Source organism: Sneathia sp. DSM 16631 (assembly GCF_014892235.1).
GTDB classification, from domain to species: Bacteria; Fusobacteriota; Fusobacteriia; order Fusobacteriales; family Leptotrichiaceae; genus Sneathia; species Sneathia vaginalis.
This window is the reverse complement of record NZ_JADBHL010000008.1, coordinates 40,772-55,635: the sequence shown is the minus strand read 5'-3', so window position 1 is coordinate 55,635 and position 14,864 is coordinate 40,772. Positions and strand designations below refer to the sequence as shown.

At 27.9% G+C, this 14,864-nt stretch carries 18 protein-coding genes; 11 read left to right on the top strand and 7 right to left on the bottom strand.

Annotated elements, in window-relative coordinates:
- Positions 1-168: 168 nt before the first annotated feature.
- The gene (locus IMK15_RS04360) at positions 169-459 is read right to left on the bottom strand and encodes a hypothetical protein (protein ID WP_192942028.1); all 291 of its coding nucleotides are present in this window, start codon (positions 457-459) and stop codon (positions 169-171) included.
- Between the two features lie 395 nt (positions 460-854).
- On the opposite strand from IMK15_RS04360, the gene IMK15_RS04355 reads away from it, so the two are divergent.
- From IMK15_RS04355 to IMK15_RS04340, 4 genes are read left to right on the top strand one after another with little or no spacing between them, the layout of a single operon-like run.
- Positions 855-1,847, top strand: a complete 993-nt coding sequence (locus tag IMK15_RS04355; protein ID WP_192942027.1) for a mannose/fructose/sorbose PTS transporter subunit IIA — start codon at positions 855-857, stop codon at positions 1,845-1,847.
- A gap of 8 nt (positions 1,848-1,855) precedes the next feature.
- The gene (locus IMK15_RS04350; RefSeq protein ID WP_192942026.1) at positions 1,856-2,668 is read left to right on the top strand and encodes a PTS mannose/fructose/sorbose transporter subunit IIC; all 813 of its coding nucleotides are present in this window, start codon (positions 1,856-1,858) and stop codon (positions 2,666-2,668) included.
- A gap of 19 nt (positions 2,669-2,687) precedes the next feature.
- Complete coding sequence (locus tag IMK15_RS04345; protein WP_192942025.1) at positions 2,688-3,605, top strand: PTS system mannose/fructose/sorbose family transporter subunit IID; 918 nt, start codon at positions 2,688-2,690, stop codon at positions 3,603-3,605.
- On the top strand, positions 3,605-3,985 hold the full coding sequence (locus tag IMK15_RS04340; protein ID WP_046329201.1) for a DUF956 family protein: 381 nt from the start codon (positions 3,605-3,607) through the stop codon (positions 3,983-3,985). Before IMK15_RS04345 ends, IMK15_RS04340 begins: the two co-directional genes overlap by 1 nt.
- Before the next feature lie 11 nt (positions 3,986-3,996).
- On the opposite strand, the gene mnmE is transcribed toward IMK15_RS04340, so the two are convergent.
- The 6 genes from mnmE to rpmH are packed head-to-tail and all read right to left on the bottom strand — an operon-like array spanning position 3,997 to position 7,438.
- Positions 3,997-5,355 (bottom strand): tRNA uridine-5-carboxymethylaminomethyl(34) synthesis GTPase MnmE, encoded by a 1,359-nt coding sequence (mnmE, locus tag IMK15_RS04335; RefSeq protein WP_192942024.1) that lies wholly within the window; start codon positions 5,353-5,355, stop codon positions 3,997-3,999.
- Position 5,356: 1 nt separating this feature from the next.
- Positions 5,357-6,046 carry a protein jag gene (locus IMK15_RS04330; RefSeq protein WP_192942023.1) on the bottom strand — a complete coding sequence of 230 codons (690 nt, stop codon included), beginning with the start codon at positions 6,044-6,046 and terminating at the stop codon, positions 5,357-5,359.
- Positions 6,043-6,720 (bottom strand): YidC/Oxa1 family membrane protein insertase, encoded by a 678-nt coding sequence (locus IMK15_RS04325; RefSeq protein ID WP_192942022.1) that lies wholly within the window; start codon positions 6,718-6,720, stop codon positions 6,043-6,045. The genes IMK15_RS04330 and IMK15_RS04325 overlap by 4 nt, the downstream gene beginning before the upstream one ends.
- Before the next feature lie 10 nt (positions 6,721-6,730).
- Entirely contained in the window at positions 6,731-6,937 is a 207-nt protein-coding gene (yidD, locus tag IMK15_RS04320; protein WP_046329205.1) for a membrane protein insertion efficiency factor YidD, read from the bottom strand.
- Entirely contained in the window at positions 6,879-7,250 is a 372-nt protein-coding gene (gene rnpA, locus IMK15_RS04315) for a ribonuclease P protein component (RefSeq protein WP_192942021.1), read from the bottom strand. The genes yidD and rnpA overlap by 59 nt, the downstream gene beginning before the upstream one ends.
- 53 nt (positions 7,251-7,303) lie before the next feature.
- A complete protein-coding gene (gene rpmH / locus IMK15_RS04310; protein WP_046329207.1) occupies positions 7,304-7,438 on the bottom strand; it encodes a 50S ribosomal protein L34 in 135 nt (44 codons plus the stop codon).
- 476 nt (positions 7,439-7,914) lie between these two features.
- Here rpmH and dnaA point away from each other — a divergent pair, with 476 nt between their 5' ends.
- The 7 genes from dnaA to IMK15_RS04275 are packed head-to-tail and all read left to right on the top strand — an operon-like array spanning position 7,915 to position 14,753.
- Positions 7,915-9,303: a chromosomal replication initiator protein DnaA gene (gene dnaA / locus IMK15_RS04305; protein WP_052727729.1), complete on the top strand. Its 1,389-nt coding sequence runs from the start codon at positions 7,915-7,917 to the stop codon at positions 9,301-9,303.
- Position 9,304: 1 nt separating this feature from the next.
- On the top strand, positions 9,305-9,508 hold the full coding sequence (gene yaaA / locus IMK15_RS04300) for a S4 domain-containing protein YaaA (protein ID WP_192942020.1): 204 nt from the start codon (positions 9,305-9,307) through the stop codon (positions 9,506-9,508).
- Positions 9,508-10,551 (top strand): DNA replication/repair protein RecF, encoded by a 1,044-nt coding sequence (gene recF / locus IMK15_RS04295; RefSeq protein WP_192942019.1) that lies wholly within the window; start codon positions 9,508-9,510, stop codon positions 10,549-10,551. Before yaaA ends, recF begins: the two co-directional genes overlap by 1 nt.
- The gene (locus tag IMK15_RS04290) at positions 10,541-11,350 is read left to right on the top strand and encodes a hypothetical protein (protein WP_192942018.1); all 810 of its coding nucleotides are present in this window, start codon (positions 10,541-10,543) and stop codon (positions 11,348-11,350) included. Before recF ends, IMK15_RS04290 begins: the two co-directional genes overlap by 11 nt.
- Positions 11,334-14,012, top strand: a complete 2,679-nt coding sequence (locus IMK15_RS04285; protein ID WP_192942017.1) for a DEAD/DEAH box helicase — start codon at positions 11,334-11,336, stop codon at positions 14,010-14,012. Before IMK15_RS04290 ends, IMK15_RS04285 begins: the two co-directional genes overlap by 17 nt.
- Positions 14,005-14,508 (top strand): hypothetical protein, encoded by a 504-nt coding sequence (locus tag IMK15_RS04280; RefSeq protein WP_192942016.1) that lies wholly within the window; start codon positions 14,005-14,007, stop codon positions 14,506-14,508. The genes IMK15_RS04285 and IMK15_RS04280 overlap by 8 nt, the downstream gene beginning before the upstream one ends.
- The gene (locus IMK15_RS04275) at positions 14,508-14,753 is read left to right on the top strand and encodes an RNA-binding S4 domain-containing protein (protein WP_046328107.1); all 246 of its coding nucleotides are present in this window, start codon (positions 14,508-14,510) and stop codon (positions 14,751-14,753) included. The genes IMK15_RS04280 and IMK15_RS04275 overlap by 1 nt, the downstream gene beginning before the upstream one ends.
- Positions 14,754-14,864 lie beyond the last annotated feature (111 nt).

Genomic DNA, 14,864 nt, shown 5'->3' with positions numbered 1-14,864 from the left:
TTCTTAACATCTTGTTTGCTATTTTTTTCTTCCATTGTCCTTGTCTTTATTGACAATCACTATATTACCAAATTTAAGCACCTTTGTCAATATCTTTTTTTTATTTTTTTCTTTCCTCATTTATTTAAATACCTTGTAGTATAATAAATTCAAAAAAAAGACTACTCACTAAAATGTGAATAGTCCTTTTAAGTATGAATATTCTAATATTTCATAATCAGTTCTAAAATTAAATTTTTCATGTAAAGCATCAGTTAATTTTGTTCTAATATAATTAGGTAAGTTTGTAACTTTTTCTTTTTGAATTTGTAATTTCATACCTTTTAATGTATTTGATAATTCCTTATACTTATACTCATTATCTAACTTCTTTTCCAATACCCTATAAACCAATACTGCTAATAGGCAAACTAAATAATGAGATTCTCTATCTTCTATTGTTTTAAAAATCTTTTTCAAAAAATGTACCCTATATTACAAATCCTTCTTTCATTAAGACCTATTAATTTACCTTCAGAAAGACTGCTATAAATCTCCTTATTTTTTCTTTTTCTTTCCTTTTCTAACTGATTTTCTTACGTAAAAGTTAGCAGAATTTTTTGATTTAGTTATTGATAATACCATAAAACACCACTACATAAAATATCAATATATTATACAACACTAGTCAAGATAAAAAATTTTAATTATATAACAAGCATTATCCTTAGAAAAATCAAATATTCAAGGCAATAGACTAATCCATTATATATGTTTTTTTTATTGTAATCGTTTGCATTTTGCTTTTTTCATTATATAATTTATTGATTAAGTTACATTTTGGTAACATATTTTATTAGAAAGGATGTGGATGTATGGTTGGAATTATTCTAGCAACTCATGGTGAGTTCGCTAAAGGAATTCTTCAATCTGCAAACATGGTTTTTGGTGAACAAGACAATGTTGCGGCTTGTACTTTCCTACCTGGTGAAGGACCTGAAGATATTAAGAACAAAATTGTTACAGCTATCAATTCATTTAATAATTGTGATGAAATATTATTCTTGGTTGATCTATGGTCAGGTACTCCATTCAATCAATCAGCATTATTAATGGCTGAGCACAAAGATAAATGGGCAATGATATCTGGACTTAACTTACCTATGCTAATAGAGGTATTAAGTGCACGTTTAGACGATTCTTCTGCTCATGAAATTGCATCTAGCGTATTAGCTACTTCTCGTGAAGAAATTAAGGTTTACCCTGAAGAATTAGAAAAGAAGAGTGAAAAAACTACGTCTTCTGCTACTGATGAACCTAAAGGTAAAATACCTTATGGAACTGTTATAGGAGATGGTAAGATTAAATATGTACTTGCACGTGTAGATACAAGATTATTACATGGTCAAGTCGCTACTGGTTGGGTTAAAGAAACAAAACCAAATAGAATTATCGTAGTTTCTGATACAGTTTCAAAAGATACTTTAAGAAAGAGTATGATAGAACAAGTTGCACCTCCAGGGGTTAAAGCACATGTTGTGCCTGTTAAAAAGATGGCTGAGGTTGCAAAAGATACTCGTTTTGGTAATACAAAGGCTTTACTATTATTTGAAAAACCATCTGATGCTCTAGAAGCATACAATATGGGTGTTAAATTTGACACTCTAAACGTTGGTTCTATTGCACACGCTAACGGAAAAGTTTTCGTTACAAAAGTTTTATCTATGGATAATGAAGATATTTCTTCACTTAGAAAACTTATGGACTTAGGTGTTAAAATGGATGTAAGAAAAGTTCCAAGTGATAGTCCTGAAAATATTGAACATATTTTAGAAAAAGCTGAAAATGAATTAAAGAATAAAAACTAGGAGGAAATATGAGCGGATTAACAATTGTGTTAATTATTATAGTAGCCCTACTTGCTGGTATGGAAGGAATTTTAGACCAATTCCAATTCCATCAACCTGTAGTTGCATGTACTCTAATAGGTTTAGTAACAGGGCATTTAAAAGAAGGGATCATATTAGGTGGTTCACTTCAAATGATAGCTCTTGGATGGGCTAATATAGGGGCAGCTGTAGCTCCAGATGCTGCACTTGCTTCTGTTGCATCTGGTATTATTATGGTATTAGCACTTGAAACAAATGCTACTGATACTACAACTGCGATAAATACAGCTATAACATTAGCAATACCTTTATCAGTTGCTGGATTATTCTTAACAATGATATGTCGTACTATAGCTATACCTTTAGTACACTTAATGGATAATGCTGCAGAAAAAGGTAATATTGCTGGTGTAGAATTCTGGCACATAGTTGCTATTTTAATGCAAGGTGTTCGTATTGCAATACCTGCTGCTATCTTATGTTTCATTCCATCAAATGCTGTTCAAAGTGCATTACAAGCTATGCCTTCATGGCTTGCAGGTGGTATGGCAGTTGGTGGTGGAATGGTTGCAGCCGTTGGGTACGCAATGGTTATAAACATGATGGCAACAAAAGAAGTTTGGCCTTTCTTTGTTTTAGGTTTCGTGTTTGCAGCAATCAATTCATTAACATTAATAGCTCTTGGTGCTATAGGAGTTAGCTTGGCATTAGTTTATTTAGGATTAAAAGAATCAGCTGGTTCATCTAATAATGGTAACGTATCTGGTGACCCACTTGGTGATATCTTAAACGATTATTGATACTTGAAGGAGGTAAATTATGGACAAAAAGATTAAATTAACAAAAAATATACGTTTTAAAGTTGCATTACGTCACCAATACCTTCAAGGTTCATGGAATTACGAACGTATGCAAAATGGTGGTTGGGCATTCTCAATTATTCCAGCAATTAAAGCTCTATATTCAAATAAAGAAGATAGAATAAAAGCTCTAAAAAGACACTTAGAATTCTATAACACTCACCCTTACGTTTCATCACCAGTTATGGGAGTTACATTATCATTAGAAGAAGAAAAAGCAAATGGTGCTAAAATTGATGATGCTACTATACAAGGTGTTAAGGTTGGTATGATGGGACCTCTTGCAGGTGTTGGAGACCCAGTATTCTGGTTCACAGCAAGACCTATACTTGGTGCATTAGGTGCTTCACTTGCACTTAGTGGAAGTATTATGGGACCATTACTATTCTTCGTAGTTTGGAACGTTATTCGTTTTGCATTTATGTGGTATACACAAGAATTTGGTTACAAGGTTGGAACTAAGATTACACAAGACTTATCTGGTGGATTATTAAATAAGATTACAACTGGTGCTTCAATACTTGGTATGTTCATTATCGGTGCATTGGTTCAAAGATGGGTTAGTATATCATTTGCTCCTATCGTTTCAAAAGTTACTCAATCTCAAGGAGCATACATTGAATGGGATAAACTTCCTCAAGGAGCAGAAGGAATAAAAAGTGCACTTGCTCAATATAGTGCATTAGGTGCTAATGGTCTTGATGCTGTAAAAGTAACTACTTTACAACAAAACTTAGATCAATTAATACCAGGGCTTGCTGCTTTATTACTAACATTACTATGTTGTAAATTATTAAAGAAGAAAGTTTCACCTATAACAATAATTATTGCTTTATTCGTAGTAGGTATTGTTGCTAGGGTAATAGGATTAATGTAATGGTTAAATCAATGAATACAAAAGTGGATTTAAGTATTAAAGCAACTTCGTTTTTTAGAATTACTAGTTACGGAGATGTTTTGATAGGTGATAAAGCTTTTGAGTATTATAACGAAAAGAATACAAATGACTATATTCAAATACCTTGGACACAAATTAACTATATTGCAGCAAGCGTTATGTTCAAAGGAAAAATTATTAGCCGTTTTGCAATATTTTTAAAAGATGGTCACAATTTATCTTTTTCTACAAGAGATAATAAGTTGGTATTAAGAACTATAAGTAAATATATATCTAAGGATAAACTAGTTAGATCATATACATTCTTCGAAATAATAACTAAGGGAATTCGTTCCCTACTAAAAAAAGTTGGTATTTAATACCAACTTTTTTATTTCCCAACACAGAAGCTTTTAAATATATGATCTAATATATCTTCTGATGTTATTTCTCCTGTTATTTCTGATAAAGAATCCAATGCTTCTTTTAAATCTACTGATATTAGATCTAAAGGCATTTCATTATCTATTGTTAAAAACATATTTTCTATAGCCTGTTTTGTTTTTTCTAATGCTGCTTTATGTCTTACGTTATTTAATATACATTCTTGCCCTGTATTATCAACCTTATTACCTGCAATATATCTATATATATATTCTTCCATTTCATCTATACCAATATTTTTCATAGCTGAAATAGACACCGTATTACCTAAGTAGCTAAAGTCTTTTGCACCAGGCTTATCATTTTTATTTAATATATATATTACCTTTTTATTATTTTTCTTTATGTAGTCTATGATCTCTTTATCGTCTTCACTAATGTCTTTTGTAATATCTAAAAGCATTAATACCAAATCTGACTTAGAGATTAAATCTCTTGATTTTTGAACACCAATACTTTCTACTATATCATCTGTTTTTCTTATACCCGCAGTGTCAACTAAGATTAAAGGAATTCCTTTGATCATAATTTTCTCTTCAATGGTATCTCTAGTAGTACCTGCAACTTCCGTTACAATAGCCCTATCTTCGCGTAGAAGAGCGTTTAAGAGAGTTGACTTACCTACATTAGGCTTACCTACTATAACGGTCTTTATACCGTCTTTTAGGACTTTACCCTTATCATAACTTTCTATAAGTCTTGTAGCTTTTTCATGTACTTTTTTTAAATCGTCTAGTAATTCTTGTGGTATTGGATCTTCTATACCTTCTTCAGGATAATCTAGCACCACATTAACGTGTGCTGCAATATCAAGAAGAGTCTTTTTAAAGTCTTTAACCATATCTTTTAAATCTCCTCTTAATTGATTTAAAGATACATCTAAGGCTTTTTCAGAATTCCCGTTTATTATATCTATAACAGCTTCTGCTTGTGATAAATCTATTCTTCCATTCATAAAAGCTCTTTTTGTAAATTCACCACGTTGTGCCATTCTAGCACCATTTTTTAATACCAATTGCAAGACTCTATTTGTCATTAATTGTCCACCATGGCAATTTATCTCAACTACATTTTCACATGTATATGATCGTGGAGCTTTCATTCTAACAGCCATTACTTCATCTATTATCTTATCTCCATCATGTAAATTACCATATTTAAGTCTATAGTACCCTATTTTTGTATTATTTATCGGTGTAAATATTTTATCTAATATTTCGAATGATTTATCACCAGATATTCTGATTATAGCAACTCCACCATCACCTTTAGCTGTAGCAACAGCTGCTATTGTATCAAACAACATATTAATCCTCTTTTTCTTCTCTGTATTTAATAACTAGAAATCTCTTAGGTTCTTCTCCGTAACTTTCAGTCTTTAAATTTTCATAATTAGAAATTTCTTCATGTATTATTTTTCTTTCTCTTGCTGACATAGGACTTAATTTGCAATTACTCTTTGTTTTTAAAACCTTTTCAGCTTTCTTTCTAGCTATATTTCTTAATGTTTCTTCTCTTTTTTCTTTATAATTATTTGAATCTATTTGTATTCTATAACCCCTAAATTCTTTTATTGAATTTAGTAAGCATTCAGTCGCATTTAAAGCTATCCCTTTTTCACCTATTAGGTATCTAACATCTTTACCTGTAATATTTAATACTACAACATTCTTTTCGACCCTTATACTTTCAATTTGAACATCTAATTCTGCATTTTTTACAAATTTTGTAAATAGACTAGTTAACTTTTCAGATACAGGTAACTCTTCTTCTTTAACTTCTTCTTCAATTTCTTCATCTATTTTTTCTATTCTATCTAGTTCATCTTTTTTTAGTATAGTTATTTCGTATTTTCCTTTAATTTTTAAGAAAAGAAAATCTATAGGTTTTTTAATTTCTTTGATTACATATGTTTCATCATCTTGTAATGAAATATTTACTTTAATCAAATCTTCAAGCTCTTTTTTGTTTTTAGCTTGTAAAATTATCTTGTTCATTTTCTCGCCTTCTTTACGACATAAATTTGAATTAATATAGATATAGCTGTATTGACTACGTAGTATAAGTTTAATCCTGAAGGGAATTTATAGAATATGAATAACATCATAACTGGCATTAATAGCATTGTTGATTGCATTACGCTATTTTCCCCTTCACCTGATTGTGGAGTCATTAATTTTTGTTGAATTATCATTAATAATGCACTGATTATAGGTAAAATGTTTAATGAAAATTTACCTATAGTATAGATTGCATCTGGTCTTTTTAGGTTGAACCATAAGAATGTTGCTGTTTGTGGTATTTCATTACTCATAAATGCATAATATAGGGCAACGAAAATAGGTAATTGTATTATTAATGGTAAACATCCTGAAAAAGGATTTACATTTTTTTCTTTGTATAATTTTGCTGTTTCTTCATTTAATTTTGCCTTGTCATCTTTATATTTCTTTTGTATTGCTTCTATTTCTGGTTGTAATTCTTTCATTTTTTGCATTGATTTTTCTTGTTTCAATGATAGTGGGAAAAGAATTAGTTTTATTAAAAGCGTTGTTAGTATTATTGCTACTCCATAATTTCCAACTAATGAATTAAAAAATTTAAGTATCTCTACTGCAATTGTTTCTAAAAATTTTACTCTAAAAAGAGCTAATGCTATTATACCTTTCATTATTCCTCCGTTAATTTAATGGATCGTATCCACCTTTAAATAAAGGGTTACATCTTAATATCCTAAAAATTGTTAATACTGTCCCCTTTATTATACCATATTTTTCTAATGCTTGTATCGCATATGTAGAACAAGTCGGATAAAATCTACAGACTCTTCTATTGCTTTTTGTGACTTTTTGATATATTCTTATTATCTTTATTAAAATTTTTTTCATGTCTTTTGAGTCCTAAAAGAATATCTTTTTCAATCTTTTCATATTTTAGTGTTTCAAAATCTTGGCTACAAGTTTTTTTTGCCACTATAACATACGCACAATAAGGAGAAAACTTATTCATATTCAAACGTACAACTTCTCTAAATATTCTTTTTAGCCTATTTCTAACAACTGCATTACCAATTTTTTTACTAGCAACAAAACCAAATGTTGGTGTATAGGTATATTTGAATATCAATGTGTATTTTGTATGTATTTTTTCTCCTTTATTGTAAATTACAGAAAACACTTCTGATTTTTTTATTGTTTCCATTATTATTCCTTAAATTTTTAAAAAAATCGGTGAATTATAGGCCACCGATTTTACTAAGCAGATAATTTAGCTCTACCTTTATTTCTTCTTCTTTTTAATACGTTACGACCTGATTTAGTCTTCATTCTTAATCTGAAGCCATGATCTTTTTTTCTTTTTCTATTATTAGGTTGAAATGTTCTTTTCATATTTGTTCCTTTCTTTAAAGTTAGTTTAGTACAATATATGATAATAAAAAAAACGAGAAATGTCAAGGTATATTTATTGTAGACTTAAAAAAAAATTTAGCTTTTTCATATATATATTATTCCTTATTTTAAATATTATTATTATTATGCACTGTTAATTTGTTGATATATCTGAAATTAAAGGGTTTGAGTTTGATTTTTTTGTTGAAAACGTGTTGATATGCTTTTGATAACTTGTTGAAAACTTTTTGCTGTTTGAAAAAAAATTTTTTTGTTGATTTTTTCTTTTTAAGTATTGAAAATAAAGGGGTTGTGGCTATTGTTGAAAACTCTAAAATCTGTTGAAAACTTTTTTTTGCATTGATTTTACTATGGTTTTTTGTTGGAAACTCTGTTGAAAAGTTGAAAACTTTGTCGTTTGATAAATTTAAAATCATATGGTATATTTGAGGTAACAAAAAAAAGAGGGAAAATTTATGACACAAGAAGAATTAACGGTTACATGGAATTTAGCAAAAATGGTGTTTTTAAATTCTAATGGAATAGAACATCAGCATCTATTGAATCAAGTAGATATTTATGATATTAGAGATGGATTTTGCTACTTACACTCATCAAGTAATTATGTAGTTGATGAATTAAAGAAAATGAAAGAAAAAATACAAGATGCAATAAATCAAGTTTTAAAACTTAAAGGATACGCAGTTGAAGTTGTAATAAAAAAAGAAATTTCAACAGATATGTTAGAATTTGAAGTTACAGAAAGTAATGAAAATGAAACTGATAAAGAAGAAGTTCTAGAAACAGGTCTTAGTCCAAAGTTTACTTTTGATAGTTTTGTTGTAGGTCAAAATAGTGAATATCCTTATCAATGTTGTATGGCAACTATAGAAGCATTACTTGATAAAAGAACACCTCCATATAATCCGCTATTAATTTATGGTGATTCAGGTTTAGGTAAGACCCATTTAGCACAAGCTGCAGGTAATGAGTTGATAAAAAAAGATTTTAATAAAAAAGTTAGATACTTAACAGCTGAAGAATTCAATAATGAGTACCTTTGTGCAATAAGAAAGGGTAATTTGAAAAATAATATAGATACAGCTGAGAATTTTAGACAAAAGTACAGAAGTTTAGATATGATAATAATAGATGATATTCAATTCTTTGAAAAGGTATTTGGTAAAGGAGACGGTAGTGTGGAAGAAGAATTTTTCAACACATTAAATTCTCTTTTAATAAAAGACAAACAACTAATATTTATAAGCGATAGAAATCCTAAAAAGATAAAAGGTTTATCAGAAAGATTAAAGTCAAGATTTTTATCAGGTCTTAATGCTGAGATAAAAAAACCAGATTATTCAACAAGAGTTGCAATACTACAAACTTTATGCGAAACAAATAATATGCACATGGATAATACTATACTAGAATATATTGCAGATAACGTTACAAAAAACGTAAGGGAAATGCAAGGTATATTAAAATCTATTTCAGCCAAAGCCCTATTATTAAAGAAAAATATTACAATAGATCTTGCTAAAAGCGTTATAGGAGAACAAGCAGAAAAACTTAGAGCCTCTATAACAGCTGAGAAAATAACGCAAGCAGTTGCACAGTATTTTAATGTGTCTGAAGAAGAAATGAAGTCTGAAAAAAGAAAGAGTGAAATATTAATACCAAGACAAATTGCAATGTATATTATGAGAGAAAAATTAGAAATTAGTTTACATGAAACTGGTAAAATTTTTAATAAAGACCACGCTACTGTGTATAACGCTGTAGAAAAAATAGCTTCTAAGATAGCTAAAGATGATAATATTGCAAATGATGTAAAAGAAATTACAAAAAGGATATGTGAATAATATGGAAGTTAAAATAGATACTGAATATATAAAATTAGATCAACTATTAAAATTTTCTGGATTAGCAGATACAGGTGGTATAGCTAAAGAAGTTATACAAAATGGCGAAGTTTTTGTTAATGGTGAGGTTGAAACCAGAAGAGGTAAGAAGATAAGAAAAGAAGATGTAGTTGAATTCAGAGGAGAAAAAGTAGTAGTAAAATAATGTATATAGAAGAAATTGTATTTAATAATTTTAGAAATATTAGAACTAATAAGATAACTTTATCTAAGAATTTTAATGTTCTTTATGGAAAAAATGCACAAGGTAAGACTAGTGTAATAGAAGCAATATATTTTTTATCAACAGGAAAAAGTTTTAGAACAAGAAAAGTGTTAGAGCAAATAAAAGAAGGTGAAAAAACTCTAACACTTTTTAGTAAGACTAGTGTTGATAATTTTTCTATACAGCTAAATAAAGAAAAAAAGGATTTCTATATTTCCAAAAACAAGGTTAAATACAAGGAATATATTGGTAAATTGCTTGCTATTTCTTTTAGTCCAGAAGACATTTCATTAATAATGGATACACCTGAGAATAGAAGAAGATTTTTTAATTATGAGATGTCTCAGATAAGTAAGCTCTATTTAAATGATTTAATAAATTTTCAAAAAGTATTAAAGGTGAGAAATAAGCTGATAAAAGAAAAAAAGATGGACAGCGAAATATTTAAAATATACAATGATAAGTATATTTTTTTATCACAAAGAATATATGAATTTAGAAAAAAATATATTTCTGATTTATCTAAATATATTAATCAAAAGTATAAGGAGCTATTTGATAAAAAAGAATTGATTATTAGATATGAACCCAGTTGTGATTACAATAAATTAAAGGAAATATTAGAAGAAAAGAAAGAAAAAGAATTGTTCATAGGATTTAGTATATATGGACCACAAAAAGACGAGTATAGTTTTTTAATAGATAACAAGAAGGTTAAGACGTTTGCATCTCAAGGAGAGAAAAAGTCAGTGATATTTTCTTTAAAATTAGCTCAAATTGAGTATATAATAAACAGCACAAAAAAGACACCTATTGTCCTATTAGATGATATAACAGCATATTTTGATGAAATTAGGAAAAAAATAGTTTTGGAATATTTTAAAGAAAAAGATATACAGTGTATTTTTACATCTACTGAGGATATAGATATATGTGCTAAAAAGATGTATGTAAGTGACGGTGAAATAAAGGATGAAATTTAAGTCATTAGTGGATATTGTTAAGGAAAATAGTAGTGATATTTGGAGTTTTTTAGTACCTAAAGAATTTTTAAGCGAAACTTGTTTGGTAATAGATAAAGAGACTGCGATAATATATACTAAAGATCAAATATATGCAAATGAATTAAGTTTTTTTAAAGATGAATATCTAGATGCAATACAAAAAAAAGCAAAAGAAGTTAAGAGTATAAAGATAATAGTAAATCCTAAAAGATTTAAAGAAGAAAAAGTTGTAATAAGAAAAAGTGAAAAGAAATTTGAAAGTGTATTAAATGAGAAGAAAAAAGAAGCAGAAAAAATTTTTTCTAATATACAAGACATTGATGAAAAGAAATATCTAGTTTCTTGTTTAGCACTAAAATTGGTAAAAGAATATTACAGCAAGGAAAATAAGGAAAAAAGATGCGAAAATTGTGGAGATTACTTTAAAGGACCTGATAAAATCTGTATAATTTGTAGAAATATAAAGAGAAAAAAAGATGTTCAGGATATAATTAAATATATGCTAGATGATCCATATTTAAGAAAAGAATATTTTTTGAATATATTATCATATGACGAATTAACTTATGATCTAGCAAGAGATGAGGTATTAAGATTACTTTATTTAAAACTACAAGATAAGTATAGAAGTGGAAAGAATTATGAAAAAGAGTTGAAAGACTATCTTGTTATGGATATAAAGTCACCTCATGATTTGGTATTAAACTTAGAAGGTAGAAAGATTATAAAACGATTGGAAACACTTTTTGGTGGAGAAAGAAATGAAAAAAATACTTAAAGAAGAGATAGAAGATATTTTTAAAAATATAGAAAATACTTGTATCTACATTAGTACATCATTGAAAAATATGGAATATTACGAATACATATTAGGGAAAAAAGGATATAATGTAACTTTTTTTAAGACTAATGTAGGAAGTAAAAAAGAATTAATAGATATTAATGTAAGATTAATTAATCTCTTAAATGAAAAAAAGAAGAATATAATATTTATAGACTTTTCATTAGCGATGTCTATATTTTTTGATAAATACGATAGTTTTACTTTGGAAGTAGGTAAAGACTATAACCTAAATAAAATAGAAGAAAAATTACAAGAATATGCATATGAAAAAAACTATTTAATTACTGAAATGGGTCAATATTCAAGAAGAGGCGATTTAATAGATGTATATTCAGCAACTATGGATAACCCTATTAGACTAGATTTTTTTGATGTAGAGTTAGAGAAGATTAAAATATTTGATATAGATACACAAAGATCTTATGAAAATTTAAAAGAAATACAGATTTATTCTAATATTTTAAGAGGAGATAAGGTATTAATAACAGAATTAACTGGTAAAACTACTAGTTTTTTCATAGAAAATCTAGAACTTGTAGAACATAGTCTTGAGACTATGTTACTTTTAGATAACAACGATAAAGAAAAAATACTTGCTAGATATGAGGTATTAAAAGAAAAGTCAGAAATAATAGAGGTAGCATTAAGTGAAAATAGAAACTATCAATCAGAAATAGAAATAAAAAGAAAAAAAGAGTTAAAGAAAAAAATGAAATATAGCTCTATAACAGAATTAAATAAAGGAGATTATGTAATTCATGTTGAGTACGGTATAGGTAAGTATATGGGGCTTAAAATGATGTATGACAAGGAATACCTATTAATACAGTATGCTGATGATGGAGAGCTTTATGTACCTGTTGAAAAGCTATATCGTATAGAAAAGTATATAAATATATCAAATAAGGAACCAGAACTATATAAATTAGGTACTAAGGGATTTAAGAAAAAGCACAAGAAGTATAAAGAAGAAATTGAAAAAGTAGCAAAGGAACTTATTAGAATTCAAGCTAAGAGAAAAAAAGATAATGGTATTTGCTTTATGGAAGACACAGTATTTCAAAAGCAATTTGAAGAAAAATTTGAATATTTAGAAACAGAAGATCAAAAAAAAGCAATAGAAGATGTAAAAAAAGATATGCAAAGCTATAAAATAATGGATAGAATAATATGCGGAGATGTTGGATATGGTAAGACTGAAGTAGCTATGAGAGCAGCTTTTAAGGCTATAGAAAGTGGTTATCAGGTTGCTTTATTAGCACCAACTACAATATTAGCTAATCAACATTATGAACGGTTTAAAAAGCGATTTGAGGGCTTTCCAATAAATATAGCATCATACTCAAGACTTTCAACTAGAAAGGGAGTATTAGATGATTTAATTAGTGGTAAGATAGATCTTTTAATAGGCACACATAAAATTTTAGGTGATAATGTCATTTTCAATAATCTTGGACTATTAATAATAGATGAAGAACAAAAGTTTGGTGTTAAACATAAGGAAAAAATAAAGGAAAAAAAGACGAATATTGATGTTTTAACACTGACTGCTACACCTATTCCTAGAACACTAAATTTAGCCTTGTTAGGTATTAGAGATATATCAGTAATATCAACACCACCTCTACAAAAATTACCAATAAAAACAGAAATATTAAATTTTAATGATGAAGAAAAATTAAAAAAAGTAATATTAGAAGAAATTAAAAGAGATGGTCAAGTCTTCTATATCTCAAATGATGTAAAAGGTATGGAAGATAAGGTTAAATATTTAAAAACTCTCCTTCCCAGCTTTATAGGCATAGAATATATACACGGTCAACTTAGTGCAAAAGAGATAAAGGGGAAAATAGATGCCTTTGAAAAGGGAGAATTTCAAGTTTTAGTTGCATCAACAATAATAGAAAATGGGATAGATATAGCAAATGCTAATACGATAATTATAGAAGGTTTTAATAACCTAGGTTTATCGCAAATTTATCAATTAAGAGGACGTGTTGGTAGATCAAAAAGGCAAGCATATTGCTATCTATTAAAATCATTAAAACAAACACAAAAAGGTTTAAAAAAACAAGAAAGTATAAGTGAAATTGAAAATATTTCATCAGGTGGTTATGTAATTGCCATGGAGGATATGAATATACGGGGAGCTGGTGAAATTCTTGGAAATAAGCAACATGGTGCTATAGAATCTTTCGGTTATGATTTGTATATTAAATTACTAAATGAAGAAATTAAAAGACAAAAAGGTGAAATTACATTTAATAATTTTGAAGTCAAGATGGATCTAAAAGATAAGGGATATATACCTAATGAATACATAAAGGAAGCTGAAAGAATAAAGATATATAAGCGTATAGTTGAATTAACAAAAATCAGCGAAGTTGACGATATTAAAGATGAAATAGAAGATAGATTTGGTAAAATTCCTAAAGTTGTTAATACATTTTTAGATAGTGTTAAAATAAAGATATATTGTCAAAAACATAAAATAAGTAAAGTCGAAGAAAAAGATGATTTCCTTTATTTCTATTTTACAAATAATGTGTTAAAATTAAGTAAGAAAGAAGTTTTGGAAGGTGAAAAAGATGAATAAAAAGTTAGTATTATTAGTATTAATATTGTCTATAACATCATGTACAGGATTTAAAGGGGTAATTTCTCCCAACGATCCTTATAAAAACGTAGTATTAAGAAAAAAATTGGAACATACAGAAAAGGTAGAAAAACCACGTAATAATGATATAAGTAAAATGATAGTAGTGAAAAAAGAAGAACCGAAACCTAAACCAAAGGTAGAAAGTTTGGATAATATAATATCAGTAAAAAAAGAAGAACCTATAAAGCCAGTAGTATTAACAAGGGACATAAAAGAAATTTTAAGAGCCATAAAAAAAGACTATAACCTAGTAGAATCTAATGATGATATAGAAAGAAAGACTGTTGAAGGTTTAACAAGATTAAGAAAAGAAACTAATAAGAATATAACACCAGCAGAATTGTTAAAGGAAATACATAAAGTAATAAAAGAAACAAATACAAAGTCATATACTATGGCAATATCAAGAGTTCTAAATAATTGGAGTAAGTAATGAGATTAGATAAATTTTTAAAAATAACAAGAATAATTAAGAGAAGAACTATAGCACAACAATTATGTGATAGTGATAATGTACTAGTTAACGGTAAGGCACAAAAACCATCATATAGCATTAAAAAAGGTGATGAATTAGTTGTAAAATACTTTAATAATACTATAAAAGCAAAAGTATTAGAAATACCCAAAGAGTCACTAAAAAAAGAAGACATAGGAGATTATGTAAGTTTTGAAAATTAAGCTTAAAAAGGTCTCAATATGAGATCTTTTTTTGATAGGTTGGTAGAAAGGGTACAAGATGTATAAGTATAAGACAATATACCTATACACCATATAAAACAAGGTAAAACA

Bases quoted from the DNA above. Each gene is read 5' to 3' on its own strand.
- IMK15_RS04340 (WP_046329201.1), top strand. From the start codon at position 3,605: ATGGTTAAATCAATGAATACAAAAGTGGATTTAAGTATTAAAGCAACT.
- rnpA (WP_192942021.1), bottom strand. From the start codon at position 7,250: ATGGAAACAATAAAAAAATCAGAAGTGTTTTCTGTAATTTACAATAAA.
- yaaA (WP_192942020.1), top strand. From the start codon at position 9,305: ATGGAAGTTAAAATAGATACTGAATATATAAAATTAGATCAACTATTA.
- mnmE (WP_192942024.1), bottom strand. From the start codon at position 5,355: ATGTTGTTTGATACAATAGCAGCTGTTGCTACAGCTAAAGGTGATGGT.
- IMK15_RS04350 (WP_192942026.1), top strand. From the start codon at position 1,856: ATGAGCGGATTAACAATTGTGTTAATTATTATAGTAGCCCTACTTGCT.
- IMK15_RS04355 (WP_192942027.1), top strand. From the start codon at position 855: ATGGTTGGAATTATTCTAGCAACTCATGGTGAGTTCGCTAAAGGAATT.
- IMK15_RS04280 (WP_192942016.1), top strand. From the start codon at position 14,005: ATGAATAAAAAGTTAGTATTATTAGTATTAATATTGTCTATAACATCA.
- recF (WP_192942019.1), top strand. From the start codon at position 9,508: ATGTATATAGAAGAAATTGTATTTAATAATTTTAGAAATATTAGAACT.
- IMK15_RS04345 (WP_192942025.1), top strand. From the start codon at position 2,688: ATGGACAAAAAGATTAAATTAACAAAAAATATACGTTTTAAAGTTGCA.
- IMK15_RS04330 (WP_192942023.1), bottom strand. From the start codon at position 6,046: ATGAACAAGATAATTTTACAAGCTAAAAACAAAAAAGAGCTTGAAGAT.
- dnaA (WP_052727729.1), top strand. From the start codon at position 7,915: ATGACACAAGAAGAATTAACGGTTACATGGAATTTAGCAAAAATGGTG.
- rpmH (WP_046329207.1), bottom strand. From the start codon at position 7,438: ATGAAAAGAACATTTCAACCTAATAATAGAAAAAGAAAAAAAGATCAT.
- IMK15_RS04325 (WP_192942022.1), bottom strand. From the start codon at position 6,720: ATGAAAGGTATAATAGCATTAGCTCTTTTTAGAGTAAAATTTTTAGAA.
- IMK15_RS04275 (WP_046328107.1), top strand. From the start codon at position 14,508: ATGAGATTAGATAAATTTTTAAAAATAACAAGAATAATTAAGAGAAGA.
- yidD (WP_046329205.1), bottom strand. From the start codon at position 6,937: ATGAAAAAAATTTTAATAAAGATAATAAGAATATATCAAAAAGTCACA.
- IMK15_RS04285 (WP_192942017.1), top strand. From the start codon at position 11,334: ATGAAAAAAATACTTAAAGAAGAGATAGAAGATATTTTTAAAAATATA.
- IMK15_RS04290 (WP_192942018.1), top strand. From the start codon at position 10,541: ATGAAATTTAAGTCATTAGTGGATATTGTTAAGGAAAATAGTAGTGAT.